13 protein-coding genes are annotated in these 13,819 nt (G+C 74.2%); 5 read left to right on the top strand and 8 right to left on the bottom strand.

Translation table 11 applies throughout. The annotated features are described in order from the left end of the window. Nucleotides 1-81: 81 nt before the first annotated feature. Nucleotides 82-1,557 (bottom strand): aminopeptidase P family protein, encoded by a 1,476-nt coding sequence (locus OC439_RS17650; protein WP_262014376.1) that lies wholly within the window; start codon nt 1,555-1,557, stop codon nt 82-84. Nucleotides 1,558-1,670: 113 nt separating this feature from the next. Between OC439_RS17650 and asnB the strand changes: the two genes are divergently transcribed. Beyond that, nucleotides 1,671-3,632: an asparagine synthase (glutamine-hydrolyzing) gene (gene asnB / locus OC439_RS17645; RefSeq protein WP_041784229.1), complete on the top strand. Its 1,962-nt coding sequence runs from the start codon at nt 1,671-1,673 to the stop codon at nt 3,630-3,632. 61 nt (nt 3,633-3,693) lie between these two features. On the opposite strand, the gene OC439_RS17640 is transcribed toward asnB, so the two are convergent. Beyond that, entirely contained in the window at nt 3,694-4,815 is a 1,122-nt protein-coding gene (locus OC439_RS17640; RefSeq protein ID WP_262014430.1) for a lytic polysaccharide monooxygenase, read from the bottom strand. A gap of 329 nt (nt 4,816-5,144) precedes the next feature. Between OC439_RS17640 and OC439_RS17635 the strand changes: the two genes are divergently transcribed. Beyond that, nucleotides 5,145-6,074, top strand: a complete 930-nt coding sequence (locus OC439_RS17635; RefSeq protein WP_262014375.1) for a carbohydrate kinase family protein — start codon at nt 5,145-5,147, stop codon at nt 6,072-6,074. A 16-nt stretch (nt 6,075-6,090) separates the two neighbouring features. On the opposite strand, the gene OC439_RS17630 is transcribed toward OC439_RS17635, so the two are convergent. After that, the gene (locus OC439_RS17630; protein WP_262014374.1) at nt 6,091-7,317 is read right to left on the bottom strand and encodes a multidrug effflux MFS transporter; all 1,227 of its coding nucleotides are present in this window, start codon (nt 7,315-7,317) and stop codon (nt 6,091-6,093) included. Nucleotides 7,318-7,399: 82 nt separating this feature from the next. Between OC439_RS17630 and OC439_RS17625 the strand changes: the two genes are divergently transcribed. Then, the gene (locus OC439_RS17625; RefSeq protein ID WP_262014373.1) at nt 7,400-7,900 is read left to right on the top strand and encodes a MarR family winged helix-turn-helix transcriptional regulator; all 501 of its coding nucleotides are present in this window, start codon (nt 7,400-7,402) and stop codon (nt 7,898-7,900) included. A 7-nt stretch (nt 7,901-7,907) separates the two neighbouring features. After that, nucleotides 7,908-8,810, top strand: coding sequence for an aminoglycoside phosphotransferase family protein (locus tag OC439_RS17620; RefSeq protein ID WP_262014372.1), 903 nt, complete (start codon nt 7,908-7,910; stop codon nt 8,808-8,810). A gap of 13 nt (nt 8,811-8,823) precedes the next feature. Here OC439_RS17620 and OC439_RS17615 read toward each other — a convergent pair whose 3' ends face one another. Both OC439_RS17615 and OC439_RS17610 read right to left on the bottom strand, forming a co-directional pair. Beyond that, nucleotides 8,824-9,651: an MBL fold metallo-hydrolase gene (locus tag OC439_RS17615; protein ID WP_262014371.1), complete on the bottom strand. Its 828-nt coding sequence runs from the start codon at nt 9,649-9,651 to the stop codon at nt 8,824-8,826. After that, on the bottom strand, nt 9,648-10,052 hold the full coding sequence (locus OC439_RS17610) for a thioesterase family protein (protein WP_013287380.1): 405 nt from the start codon (nt 10,050-10,052) through the stop codon (nt 9,648-9,650). Before OC439_RS17610 ends, OC439_RS17615 begins: the two co-directional genes overlap by 4 nt. A gap of 115 nt (nt 10,053-10,167) precedes the next feature. Here OC439_RS17610 and OC439_RS17605 point away from each other — a divergent pair, with 115 nt between their 5' ends. Continuing rightward, nucleotides 10,168-11,238 (top strand): phosphatase PAP2 family protein, encoded by a 1,071-nt coding sequence (locus OC439_RS17605; protein ID WP_262014370.1) that lies wholly within the window; start codon nt 10,168-10,170, stop codon nt 11,236-11,238. A gap of 90 nt (nt 11,239-11,328) precedes the next feature. On the opposite strand, the gene OC439_RS17600 is transcribed toward OC439_RS17605, so the two are convergent. The 3 genes from OC439_RS17600 to OC439_RS17590 form a co-directional block, all read right to left on the bottom strand. After that, nucleotides 11,329-12,693 (bottom strand): PH domain-containing protein, encoded by a 1,365-nt coding sequence (locus tag OC439_RS17600; protein WP_262014429.1) that lies wholly within the window; start codon nt 12,691-12,693, stop codon nt 11,329-11,331. 275 nt (nt 12,694-12,968) lie between these two features. Next, nucleotides 12,969-13,496: a PH domain-containing protein gene (locus OC439_RS17595; RefSeq protein ID WP_194803054.1), complete on the bottom strand. Its 528-nt coding sequence runs from the start codon at nt 13,494-13,496 to the stop codon at nt 12,969-12,971. Nucleotides 13,497-13,569: 73 nt separating this feature from the next. Next, complete coding sequence (locus OC439_RS17590; protein WP_120568985.1) at nt 13,570-13,779, bottom strand: hypothetical protein; 210 nt, start codon at nt 13,777-13,779, stop codon at nt 13,570-13,572. Between the last annotated feature and the right edge of the window lie 40 nt (nt 13,780-13,819).

The raw sequence follows: 13,819 nt of genomic DNA, 5'->3' as shown, positions 1-13,819 counted from the left end.
AACGGCCCAGACGGCGGCGGGCCCCACCACCCGCCGTCGAGGCGCGGTGATGGGGCCCGAAGGAGTTCGCGGCCGCGGGGATCAGCCGGGCAGGCGGGGGCCCGCCTCACGCTGCTCGGCCAGCCAGGTCTCCACCTCGGCGGAGGCGCGCGGCAGCCCGGCCGACAGGTTCACCGGGCCGTCGGCGGTGACCAGGATGTCGTCCTCGATCCGCACCCCGATGCCCCGCAGCTCCTCCGGGACCAGCTCGTCCTCCGGCTGGAAGTAGAGCCCCGGCTCGACGGTGAGCACGTACCCCTCGCCGAGCGGCCCCTCGCGGTAGGTCTCCTTGCGCGCGTTGGCGCAGTCGTGCACGTCGATGCCGAGCATGTGGCTGGTGCCGTGCAGCGTCCACCGCCGGTAGACCGTGGAGGCCGGGTCCATCGCCTCGTCCACGCTCACCGGCAGCAGCCCGAGATCCTTCAGCGCCTCGGCCAGCACCCGCATCGAGGCCAGGTGCACGTCCCGGAACGCCACGCCCGGCCGGCACATCTCGATGCCGGCCTGCTGCGCGGCGTACACCGCGTCGTAGACCTGACGCTGCAACGGCGTGAACCGGCCGTCGACCGGCAGCACCCGGGTCACGTCGGCGGTGTAGAGGTTGCGGTTCTCCACGCCCATGTCCATCAGCAGCAGCTCACCCGGACGGGTCGCGCCGTGGTTGTGCACCCAGTGCAGGATCGTGGCGTGCTCGCCGGCCCCGACGATCGAGCCGTAGCCGACGTCGTTGCCGTCGTGCCGGGCGCGCAGCGCGAAGACACCCTCCAGCAGCCGCTCGGAGACCCCGCGGTCGGCCGGCAGCGCCCGCGCCACGTCCTCGAAGCCGCGCACCGTGGCGTCGCACGCCTCCTGGAGCTGCGCGATCTCCCACTCGTCCTTGACCAGCTTCAGCTCGGCGATCGCGATCGCCAGCTCCCGGTCGCGGCCGGGCTGCCCGTCGGCGCGCGCGCCGTCGTACTGACGCACCGCCGCGTCCACCCGGGCGTCGAAACCACGGAGCACCCGGGTACGCGCCGGAGCCAGGTCGGCCAGCGCCGCGTCCAGCTCGCTCAGGTCGGCCGTCGGCAGGCCCAGCTCGGTGGACTTCTCCCGCAGCGTCGGCCGGCGGCCCACCCACAGCTCACCGTGGCGGCTGCGGAAGAACTCGTCGGTCACCCGCGACGACCGGGGCCGCATGAACAGCGTGGCCTCGCCGCCCGGCCGCAGCACGAGGACGCTGTCCGGCTCCAGATCGCCGGTCAGGTACGCGAAGTCGCTGCCCGGCCGGAACCGGTGCTCGGTGTCGTTGGCGCGTACCTTCTCGTTGCCGGTGGGGATGACCAGCGTCTCGCCCGGGAAGGCCTCGGCCAGCGCGGCCCGCCGCTTGGCGTGGTTGGGCACCTCCGCGCGCGGGGTGACCGGCAGTTCGGTGTCCCGCCAGCCCTGCCGCATGAACGACAGGAACGCCTCCGGGAAGTCCGGGTCGTGCGACTCCGTGCCGTCCGCCGCCTTGCCCTGCCGGGTCCGCTCCTCGGCCATGATCCGCCCCTCCCTGAGCCTCGTCGCTGGTCCCGACGGTACCGCGCGCACGACAGCGGGAGGTGCCTGCGGTGCCGCGACGGCGGCTTCCGGCGCGTGGAAAGATGGCGGCCATGTGCGGACTCCTGGCCTTCTTCAGCGCGCGCGGCGACGCCGCCGCCCACCGCGACAACATCGCCGGCGCACTGGAGTGCCTGCACCACCGTGGCCCGGACGAGACAGGGGTCGAGGTGGTCGGCGACGCCTCCGGCCGGTACGCGGACGGCGTGTTCGCGCACAAGCGCCTGGCGATCATCGACGTGGCGCTGAGCCACGAGCCCCTGCCGTACGCGGGCGGGCGGTACCTGCTCACCTTCAACGGCGAGATCTACAACTACATCGAGCTGCGCGAGGAGCTGATCCGCGACTACGGCGCCCAGTTCGCCACGAACGGCGACGGCGAGGTGATCGTCGCCGGCTACCACTACTGGGGTGAGCAGGTGCTCACCAAGCTGCGCGGCATGTTCGCGTTCGTGATCTGGGACCGGCAGGAGCGGCGGGCCTTCGGCGCGCGGGACTACTTCGGCATCAAGCCGCTGCACTACCTCCAGACGCAGGACGGCCTCTACCTCGCCTCGGAGAAGAAGGCGCTGCTGCCGTTCGCGCACTCGGCGTACCAGGGCGACGCGGGCATCGACACGGCGAACCTGAGCCACTACCTGACGCTGCAGTACGTGCCCGAGCCGGGCACGCTGCACAAGGGGATCAGCCGGATCGGCTCGGGGGAGTACCTGACCTGGACCCCTGGTGGCCGGATCGAGGTGCGCCGCTGGTACCGGCCGGTGTTCCGGCCGGCCCCGGTCTCCGACGAGCAGCGGCTCTACCACGACATCCGGGAGACGCTGCGGGAGAGCGTCCGGATGCACATGCGCTCGGACGTGCCGGTCGGCTCGTTCCTGTCCAGCGGCATCGACTCCACCGCTGTGGTGGCGCTGGCCCGCGAGTTCAACCCGAACATCCTCACCTTCACCGTCGGCTACGACGTGCCCGGCTACTCCGAGATCGACGTGGCCCAGGACTCGGCCCGGCACCTCGACGTGACCACGATCCCGACCAAGATCGGGCCGCAGGACATGATCGACGCGCTGCCGAAGATCGTCTGGCACCTGGACGACCCGGTCGCCGACCCGGCGCTGGTGCCGCTGTACTTCGTGGCGAAGAAGGCCGCCGAGCACGTCACGGTGGTGCTCTCCGGTGAGGGCGCCGACGAGTTCTTCGGCGGCTACACGATCTACCGGGAGCCGCTGTCGCTCAACGCGGTGAACAGCCTGCCCGACGGCGTGCAGAAGGGTCTGCGCGCGGTGTCCAAGGCGATCCCGCAGGGCGTCAAGGGCAAGAGCTTCCTGGAGCGCGGCACCACCCCGATCGAGGAGCGCTACTACGGCAACGCCCGGATGTTCACCGAGGAGGAGAAGCAGCACCTGCTGCGCCGCTACGACCCCTCGGTGCGCTACACGGACGTGACCGCGCCGATCTACGCCGAGTGCACCGAGCTGGACGACGTCACCAAGATGCAGTACGTCGACCTCTACACCTGGCTGCGCGGCGACATCCTGGTCAAGGCCGACCGGATCTCGATGGCGCACTCGCTGGAGGTGCGGGTGCCGTTCCTGGACCGGGAGGTGTTCAACGTCGCCGCCGGCATCCCGGTCGACCTGAAGCTGCCGCCGCGCTCCGAGGCCACCAAGTACGCGATGCGCCAGGCGCTGCAGGGCGTCGTGCCGCCGGCCATCGTGAACCGCAAGAAGCTGGGCTTCCCGACCCCGACCCGGGTCTGGCTGCGCGGCGAGATGTACGAGTGGGCGCGGCACGTGCTGTCCACCTCGGGCGCGGGTGACCTGATCGACCTGTCGTACGCGATGCGCCTGCTGGAGGAGCACAAGCGGGAGGAGGCGGACCACTCCCGCAAGGTGTGGACCGTGCTGATCTTCTGCATCTGGCACGCCATCTTCGTGGCCAAGACGCTCGACCCGGGCATCCAGCGCAACCAGTCCGCGCTGCTCACCAAGCCGGTCGTCGGCAGCATGGTCCGCTGACGCGAGCGTGACGAGGAAGGGCCCCCGGGGTGTTCCCCCGGGGGCCCGGCCCGTTACGGGATCACCTGCCGGTGCAGGTGACAGTCGGCAGGGTGTTGGTGCCGGAGAAGTTCGCGGTGAAGCCGAACGTGGTGGTGCCCTCCGGCGGGACGCTGCCGTTGTAGGCGGCGTTGGAGACGCTCACCGACGCCCCGCTGCCGCTCAACGTGCCGTTCCACACCTGGTTGATGGTCTGGCCGCTGGGCCAGGTCCAGTTCGCGGTCCACCCGGAGTAGGTCCGGGTGCTGTGGTTCATGATCGTCACTTCGCCCTGGAAGCCGCCACCCCAGGCGGTGACCACCTTGTACACCGCCATGCAGGAGCCGGCCGGCATGGTCGGGCTGGTCGTCACCGGCGGAGGTGAGGTCGGCGGCGCGGTGGTCGGCGGCGCGGTGGTCGGCGGCGCGGTCGTCGGGGGGTTGCTGCCGCCCGAGCCGATTCCGGTCACCTCGCCGTTGCCGCCGTCGAACGTCACGTCCGAGCAGCCGAAGAAGTTCTCCTGGCTGTCCGAGCGGACCCAGCGCGAGTAGATGATGTGCCGGCCGCTCTTGTTCGACGGCAGGTTGCCGGTGAAGTAGTAGTGACCGTCGTTGGTGCCGACCGCGCCGCGTTGCGGCGGGTTGGTCACCTGCAGGAACGGCTGCTCCTCCAGGTCGCTCCAGGCCAGCGGCCGGTTCGGGCTCCAGCTGTCCTTTGTCACGTAGAAGTAGAACGTGCCCGGGTGGTGGGCCCAGTTGCTGTACCGGAACTCCATCGACCGGCCCGCCGTCAGGTGGGTGATCGGCCAGTCGTTGCGCGCCGCGTCGTACCCGCTGAAGTTGGGGTTGCCGCCGCTGCACAGCTTGCCGTCGGGGATGAACCCGACGGTCCGCCCGCCGGCGTCGGAGCGCAGCACGCTGAACCAGTTGTACAGCGAGTTCGCCCCGTTCTCGGCCACCGCCGACGAGCAGGCGGGGTTGTTCGGCCGGATCTCACCGGTTCCGGTGAGGCCGTCCTTCCAGCACAGGTAGGTGCGGGCGCCCGGCGTCATGGCCGCGCCGTGTGCGGCCGCCGGTCCGGAGTGGGTGGCCAGGGCGAACGCGCCCAGGGCCAGGGTGGCGGCCGCGGTGAGCAACGCGGCCGTACGGGATCGGTGCACGGGGATCTCCTGACTCGCGGAGCGTGGCCCGGTTCGGCCCGCCCCGCTGCGACGAGCGGATGCGACGATCGCGGTGCCCGCGCCCGGTCGGCGTGCGGCCGGGGCCGTCTGCGGGCGCGCACCGCTTGCGGTCCGTTGCCACGGACCGTGGATGCCCTCGCGTCGGATCGACCCGGCGGCCGGCGACGCGGCAGCCCCCCGCGTCGTTACCCGGCATCGCCATCCCACCACGTCCGCACGCCGCCCGCAATAGGCGGCGCTCGATGCCCGGGTCCCGGCGCGCGGTGGCACCGGCATGCGACAGGATCGGGGGGAGGACGACGAGGGGAGCCAGGATGGGGTACGCGGTGGTGCTCGGCGAGGCGCTGGTGGATCTGCTCGACGCCGAGCACGACGGAGAACCCGTCTACCGGCAGGCGATCGGCGGCGGCCCGCTCAACGTGGCGGTGGCGGTCGCCCGGCTCGGCGGGGACGCGCGGTTCGTCGGGTCGCTCGGCGACGACGCGCTGGCCGGGCGGATCCGCGCGTTCCTCACCGGCGCCGGGGTGGACGTGAGCGGGACGGTGACGGTGCCGGCGCCGACAGCGCTGGCAGTGGCCACGTTCGCCGGCGCGGAGCCGGACTTCCGCTTCTACGGCGAACCCCGCTCGTACGCGCTGCTCGGCCCGGACGACCTGGACGTGGCGCTGGTCGAGGGCGCGGACGTGCTCTACTGCGGCTCTATCGTGCTGCTCGACCCGCCGGTGCTGGCCGCCGCCCGGCGCGCCTGGTCGATCGCGGGCGCGCTGCGGGTGTTCGACCCGAACGTACGGCCCCGCCTGCTCACCGCCCCGGGCGCGCTGGACGGGCTGCGGGCGGTGGTCGCCGAGTTCGCCGCCGCCGCGCACCTGGTCAAGCTCAGCAGCGCCGACGCGCGGCTGCTCTACCCGGACGAGCCGGTCGAGGGCGTCGCCGCGTACCTGCGGGAACTGGGCGCGAGCACGGTCGTGGTCACGCTCGGCGCGGACGGCGCCCTGGTCGCCGCCGGCGACGACGTGGTGCGGGTACCCGCGCCGAAGGTGGACGCGGTGGACGCCACCGGCGCGGGCGACTCGGTGATGGGCGCGCTGGTGGCCGACCTGCTGGCCGCCGGTGAGCCGGCTGACCCGGCCGGGTGGCGGGAGCGGGTCGCGTTCGCGCTGCGGGTGGCGGCGGTGGTGTGCGAGTCACCGGGCGGCGCCACCGCCATGCCCACCCGCACCGCGGTCGCCACCCGCTTCCCGTGACCCGTCCGCCCCGTGCTCAGGCGCGCGGACGGGCCAGCGTCACGACGGCGGTCAGCGACAGGAACGCGGCGCCGGCCAGCACCACCGCCATGGGCAGCGCGCTGCCCTCGCCGCCGAGCCCGACCAGCGGCGCGGCGAGCGCGCCCACCACCGACTGGATGCCGCCCATCAGCGCGGCAGCGGTGCCCGCGTGCCGGGCGTGCGCGTCCAGCGCCAGCGCGGTGCTGTTCGGCATCACCATGCCGAGCGAGCCGACGAAGGCGAACAGCGCCACCGCCGTCACGACCAGGCTGCCCGCCAGCGCGCCGCTCAGCACGCCGATCGCGGTGACCAGGCCGACCACCAGCGTGGTGACCAGCAGCCGGCGCGGCGTGAACCGGTCGAGCAGCCGGGCGTTCGCCTGCCCGACCGCCACCAGGGCGAGCGCGTTGACGCCGAAGATCACGCTGAACACGGCCGCGGAGACGCCGAAGACGTCCTGGAACACGAACGACGACCCGGAGATGTACGCGAACAGTCCGGCGAACGCGAAGCCCTGCGTCAGCGCGTACCCGAGGTAGACCCGGTCGGCGAGCAGCGACCGCATGGTCCGGACGGTGGCCCCCAGGCCACCGGTGCTGCGGCGCTCGGGCGGCAGCGTCTCCGGCAGGCGCAGCGCGACGGCGACGGCGAGCACCGCCCCGATGACGGCGAGGGCCACGAAGACCGCCCGCCACGAGCCGAACCGTAGTACCAGGCTGCCCACGCCCGGCGCCGCCACCGGTGCCACGCCGAAGACCAGGGTGAGCCGGGAGAAGTACTTCGCAGCGTCCCGTCCCGAGTAGAGGTCGCGGACCACCGCGCGGGCGACCACCACGCCCATGCCGCCGGCGACGCCCTGGGCGAACCGCGCGGCTGCGAGCAGCGGGGCGTTCGGCGCCGCGGCGCACGCCAGCGCCAGCACGGTGTACGCGACCACGCCGACCAGCACCGGACGGCGGCGCCCCCAGCGGTCGCTGAGTGGACCGGTGACGAGCTGTCCCAGGGCGAGACCGATCAGGCAGGTGGTCAGCGAGAGCTGGATGCCGGCCTGGTCGGCGCCGAGGTCGCGGGTCATGGCCGGGAACGCCGGCAGGTACATGTCCAGCGACAGCGGGCCGATCGCGGTGAGCGTGCCGAGCAGCACCAGCAGCGTCACGCCGCCGGTGGACGCGGTGGTGCGGTCGGCGGCCGGGCGCGCGGCGGTCGGCGCGGCGTTGCTCACGAGTGGGTACCCCCTGGATCCGGTGCGTCCGGGTACCTTACATCTGTAGTCAGAACTATTGCGATGTGAGGCGGGTGACTCCGTGGCGACGAACGAGCAGGTCGCGCGCGTCGGAGCGGTCGTGGGGGAGCTGCACCGCCTCCTGCGCCGCCGGACCGGGGCGCGGGTCGGACGCGACCCGCTGCCCGAGGCGCAGGTGGAGTTGCTGCTGCTGGTCCGGGAGACGCCCGGGATCAGCGGCAAGGAGGTGGCCCGGCGCCTCTGCACCGCGCCCAACACGGTGAGCACGCTGGTCCGCGACCTCACCGACGCCGGGCTGCTGGCCCGTGACCGCGACCCCGGCGACCGCCGCGTGCTGCGGCTGCGCGTGACCGAGGCCGCCCGGGCCCGGATGGCCGACTACGAGACCAACCGCGCCGCGCTGCTCGACGAGGCGCTGGCCGAGCTGGAGCCGCCGGCACGGGCGGCGATCCTGGCCGCCGCCCCGCACCTGGACGCACTGCTCGGCGCCCTGCGGGGACACGCCCGCCCCGGGCCGGCCTCCGGAAACCCGGTGGCCGCGGTGCCGGCCCGCCCCGCATGATCACCGGATGGCCCTGCACCAGGACGAGATACCCGTGGACGAGCAGGTCGTCCGGGCGCTGCTGACCGACCAGCGCCCCGAGTGGGCCGCGCTGCCGCTGACCCCGGCCGGCGCCGGGACCGACAACACGATGTACCGGCTCGGCGCCGACCTGCTCGTCCGCCTGCCGCGCACCGCCGAGAAGGCCGGCGCCCTGCGCAAGGAACAGCGGTGGCTGCCCCGGCTCGCACCGCTGCTGCCGTACCGGGTGCCGGAACCGGTGTACGCCGGCGTCCCGGCCGACGCCTTCCCGCTGCCGTGGTCGGTGCAGCGATGGATACCGGGCGACGAGGTCCGGTCCGGCACGGTCGAGGACTGGGCCGCCCTCGGCGCCGACCTGGCCGTGTTCGTCCGGCGCCTGCACGCGACCGACCTGCTCGGCGCGACCCGCGCGGGCCCGCTCAGCGGCTACCGCGGCGGCAGCCTCCGGCCCTGCGACACCTGGATCTCCGCGGCGCTCGACGACTGCCGGACCCTGATCGGCGACGAGACGGACGTCGACACCCTGGTCGGGCTCTGGCGGGACGCCCTCACCCTGCCCGAACCCGCCGCCCCGCACGTCTGGCTGCACGGGGACCTCAAACCCACAAACCTGCTGGTGCACGACGGCCGGCTGCGGGCGGTCATCGACTTCGGCGGCCTCACCGTCGGGCACCCCGACGCCGAACACGCGCCGATCTGGGACCTTCCGCCGCAGGCCCGGCACGCCTACCGGGAGGCGCTCGGCGTGGACGACGTGACCTGGGCGCGGGCCCGCGCCTGGGCGCTCGGGGTGGCGGCCAGTGGCGTCTCCTACTACTGGCACACGTTCCCGGCGTTCGTCGCCGAGTGCCGCAACCGCCTCCGGGAGATCCTGGCCGACGCCGGCTGAAGCAGGCCGCAGGTCAGGCCGTGCCGTCCAGTTCCGCGTAGCCGCGGCGGGCAGCGATCAGACCCGGCCGGGCGCCGAACGGCGACTCGGCCGCCACCCGCTCCGGCGGGGCGCTGCCGGTGTGCCCGGCGCGGATCAGCCACGCCTGCCGCGCGAGCTGCGCGTGCTGCTCGCGGACGAAGTCCGCGCCGACCGGCTCGCCGTGGCCGGGCACCACCACCGTCGTGGGCGTGGTCAGCCGCAGCAGGTCGGCCAGCGCGTCCGGCCACTTCAGGGGGTACGACTCCTCGAACGCCGGCGGTCCGCTCTGCTCCACCAGGTCGCCCGCGACCAGCACGTCCGCGTCGGGCACGTGCACCACCAGGTCGGCGTCGGTGTGCCCGTGCCCGGGATGGCGCAGCACCACGCGCCGGCCGCCGACGTCGAGCACCGTCTCCTCGTGCACCTCGTGCGTCGGCGCCCGCAGCTCGGTGTGCGCCAGTTCCTCGGCCAGCGCCGGGTGCCCGGCACGCATCTCCTCGTACGCGGCGCGGCGCACCGCGTCGGACCGGTCCCGCAGCGCCGCCGCAGCCTGGGCCTGCGCGTAGATCGCGGTGTCCGGCCCGGCCAGCGTGGCGTTGCCGAAGCAGTGGTCGAAGTGGTGGTGCGTGTTCACGATCGTCCACGGGTACGGCGTCACCGCCCGCGCCGCCTCCGCCAGCTCCCGGGCCTGCCCGGCGGTGGAGAGCGTGTCGACGAGCAGCGCCGCGCCGTCACCCACCACCAGCACCACGTTCACCGCGAGCGTCGGCTCGCGCAGCACGTGCACCCCGGCGGCGACCTCGGAGAACCCGGCGGTCATGACTGGCGCACGGCCCGCTCGACGAAGCGCTGCCGGTCGACGAGCACCCGCTCGACCCGGCCCTGCGCCGCCACGGTGGGCCCGTCGGTGACTGTCACGTCGAAGACGAGCCGCTTCCCGTCGACCTTCACCAGCTCGGCGTGGGCGGCCACGGTACGACCGACCGGCGTGGCCGCGCGGTGCTCCAGCTCCACCCGGACGCCGACGGTGGTCGACCCGGACGGCATCCGGGTCGCGGTGGCGGCCACCGTCGCCGCCTCGGCCAGCGCCAGCACCCGGGGTGTGCCGAGCACCGGCACGTCCCCCGAGCCGACCGCCTGCGCGGTGTCGGCGTCGGTCACTGTGAGCTCGACCCGGGCGGTCAGGCCCGGCGTGAAGGGCGACTCCGGCTGCTCCTGCATGCGGCCGAGCCTAGTGCAGCCGGCCCGCGGCCGTCCGGCGTCCGAGCCGCCACCGGTCCGGTCGTCACCGCCCGCCCGCATGCCCGCCGGTCGCCCGCCGTTAACCTTGTCCGCGATGGCCGAGCTGACACAATCTCCGACCCCCGCCCCCGACGCGACCACCGAATCGCCCGACGGTGGGCGCCGCCGTGTGATCGCGATGACCATCTGGGGCGTCGCCTTCGTCGTCGCCTGGCTCGCCATCGGCCTGCCCACCGACCCGGCGTACGCGTTCCTGTGGATCTGGGCCGGCACGATCGCGTGGAACTCGGCCCGCCCGTGGCGCAGCCACCTGCGGTTCGCCCGGGACTGGATCCCGGTGGTGCTGCTGCTGGCCGCGTACAACCTGTCCCGCGGGTTCGCCGACAACGGCGCCACCCCGCACGCGATGGAGCTGATCGTCGCCGACCGGTTCCTCACCGGCTGGCTCACCGGCGGTGAGGTGCCGACGATCTGGCTCCAGGAGCGCCTGTACGACGCGTCCGAGGTGCGCTGGTGGGACGTGCTGGTGAGCTGGATCTACTTCTCGCACTTCGTGGCGACGTTCGCCGCCGCCGCGGTGCTGTGGATGCGCAACCGGCGGCGCTGGATCGCGTACATGTCCCGCTGGGGCTTCCTGTGCGCGGCCGGCCTGGTCACCTACTTCGCCTACCCGGCCGCGCCGCCGTGGTGGGCGGCGCAGAACGGCCTGCTCACCGAGGTCGCGCGGATCTCCACCCGGGGGTGGAAGGAGATCGGCATGCACGGCGCGGGCAACCTGCTCAACGCCGGGCAGATCGCCTCCAACCCGGTGGCCGCGATGCCGTCGCTGCACACCGCGTTCGCGCTGTTCGTGGTGCTGTTCTTCATGCGGTCGGTGCGTAAGCGCTGGTGGCCGCTGATGCTGGCGTATCCGCTGGCCATGACGTTCACGCTGATGTACAGCGGCGAGCACTACCTGATCGACGTGCTGGTCGGCTGGGCGTACGTGGGCATGACGTTCCTGGTGGTCGGCCTGGCCGAGCGCTGGTGGGCGGCGCGGCAGGCCCGGCGGGCCGGTGAGCCCGCCGTCGCCGCAGGCGAGCCGTCCGCCGACGGCGACGCCGCCGCCGACCTCCCGGACCGCGCCGCCGACGACCGGGACGCGGTGCCCGCCGAGCGCCGGTAGGCCCGCGCCACCGGCCGTCTCGGGCGGCCGGGTCGTAGCCGCGCCGCCGTCGTTTGCCCACCGCCGTCGTGGCGTCGCGGCCCGCCGGGGTCAGCGGCCGCTGTCGGTACGGCGGGCGGCGCGCGACCGCTCGGTCAGCTCCGCGGCCAGCTCCCACGCGTCGGCCAGATCCCGGTCGACGGCCGTCGCCCCGGCCCCACCGGCGGTGTCCGCGTGCACGGTGGCCAGCCGCAGCAGCCGCTGCACCGGACCCCGCGTGACCCGCACGCTCTGGATCCGGGCGTACGGCACCAGCGTCAACCGGCGGGTCAGCAACCCGGAGCGGGCCACGAAGACCCGCTCGTCGAGACCGGCGCCGACCACCTTGCGGCTCAGCGGCCGCAGCCACCGGGCCCGCGACGGGGGCGGCGTGGCGGGCAGCGCGTCCAGCCGTACGCCGGGCAGCACCTCCGCCACGACCATCGCGCCGGTGCCCGCGTCGCCGACCGGCAGCAGCCGGTCCGGGCGGTTGCGGTCGTCCGGCTCACCGGCCGAGTAGCCGGCCACCTCCAGCCGCAGCCGCAGCCACCCCTTCATCCGCCACAGCAGCGGCCAGGTCGCCCGTACCGTCTGCACCCGGTGCAGCGGCACGGTCTGCATCCGCGTCTCCAGCAGCCCGTTGTGCACGCGCAGCGTGCCGTCGTCCCGGTCGAGGCGGAAGCTCCAGTCGTCGAGCACCCGGCGGATCGGTTGCAGCACCACACCGGCCATCGCGGTGAGCGTGCTCGCCACGGCGATGAACGACCACGAGCCCTCGGAGAGGAACTGGGCACCGACGAACACCAGACCCAGCGGCAGCAGGAACGCCTGCGGCGTGAGCAGCTGGCTGACCAGCAGATCCTGGTTGCGGACGGCGTGCAGCCGGCGACCCTCTGGCACGGGCGCCCCGACCGGCGCGCCGGGCTCGGCTGCCGGCACCGGTGCCGGGGCGGAGCGACCGGCGACCGCGAGCAGCCGCTGCCGCAGCGCGGTGGCCTCGGCCACGCTGAGGTAGGCCAGCGGTGCCTCGGTCTTGCCCCCGCCGACCACCTCCAGCCGCAGCTCGGCCAGGCCGGTGAGCTGGGCCAGCAGCGGCCGGACCACCTCCACCGCCTGCAGCCGCTCCAGCGGGATGGCCCGGGTACGCCGCCACAGCAGGCCCTCGTAGACCCGCAGCTCGCGGCCCACCAGGTGGTAGCCGGTGTTCCACCAGCTCACCACCGACAGCACGGTGGCGCCGAGCACGAAGACGGTGACCAGCACCGCGAACCAGCCGAACCCGACCCGCGACAGCGTCGACCAGGAGAGCCCGGCGATCACCACGACCAGCGACTTCGCGCCGTGCAGCGCCGGGCTGAGCGGATGCAGCCGCTGCCGGGGCTCCTCACCGCCGGGCGGTCCGGCCGCCGGACCCCACGGTCCCGGGTACGGCGGCAGCGGCGCGGGCCACGGCCCGGGCGCCGCGTCGGGTCCGGGCGGGGGGCCGTACCCGGGTGCCGCCGAGCCGGGCGGACCGTAGCCGGGCGGCGGTGCGTACCCGGGAGGTGGCCCGTAGGCGGTCGGCGTCCCGTCTCCGGGCGGAGGCCCGTATCCGGATGGTGGTCCGGGGACGGGCGGCGCGGCGGGCGGGCCGTAACCCGGCGCGGGCGGGCCGGGCGTGGGCTCGGGCCGGTCGTCGTGGGGCGGCGGGGCGCCGGAGTCGCTCCGCTCGCTCACAGGCCCTCCGCCCGGTCCTCGCCCAGCGCGGTCAGCCGGTCGCGCAGCCGGGACGCCTCGGCCGGGCGCAGGCCGGGCACGCGCGCGTCGCTCGCCGCGGCGGCCGTATGCAATTGCACGGTGGCGAGGTCGAACGCGCGCTCCAACGGACCGGCGCTCACATCGACGAACTGCATCCGCGAGTACGGCACGATGGACAGCCGCCGCACCAGCAGACCGTGGCGCACGAGCAGATCGTCGTCGCGCTCGGCGTACCCCCAGGCGCGGACCGCGCGCACGATGGTGACGGACCGCCAGACGCCCATCAGCAGCGCCACGCCGACGGCGGCGCCGAGCAGCCAGTGCCCGGACAGCGCCCAGGCCACGCCGAGCACCACGAGCGCCACGGCCAGCCCGATGCCGAGCCGGATCAGCTCCACCCAGATCAGGTCGCGGGAGATCGGCTGCCAGTGGACCGTGTCCGGCCAGGGCTCCAGCGCGCTGCGCGAGGCGGGCGGGAGGCCGGCGGGGCCGTCACCGCTCATCGGGGAGACCTGCCGTGCTCGCCGCCGGTACGGACTCGGGTCGTCTGCTCGCTCACGCTTCGAGCGTAGGCGATCAGGGAAGCGGGACCACCTCGCGGAGGAAGCCGCGTGCCTCGAGGAAGTCACCGAGGGAGCCGCGGTGCTCCGGGCAGGCCAGCCAGGTCTTGCGCCGGTCCGGCGCGTGCAGGCGGGGATTGTGCCAGCGGAGCTGGAAGGCGGCGGGTGCGCGACACCCCCGCGCCGAGCAGATCAGCGTCTCGTCCGGGGTGGTGGGAGTCGTCACCGGGGCGAGTCTAGAGGCCGCACGCCGGAAGCTTTAGCGC

Source organism: Micromonospora sp. Mcm103 (assembly GCF_024519755.1).
Taxonomy (GTDB): Bacteria; Actinomycetota; Actinomycetes; order Mycobacteriales; family Micromonosporaceae; genus Micromonospora; species Micromonospora aurantiaca.
The sequence above is the reverse complement of the archived record's forward strand: the minus strand, read 5'-3'. Positions and strand labels throughout refer to the sequence as shown.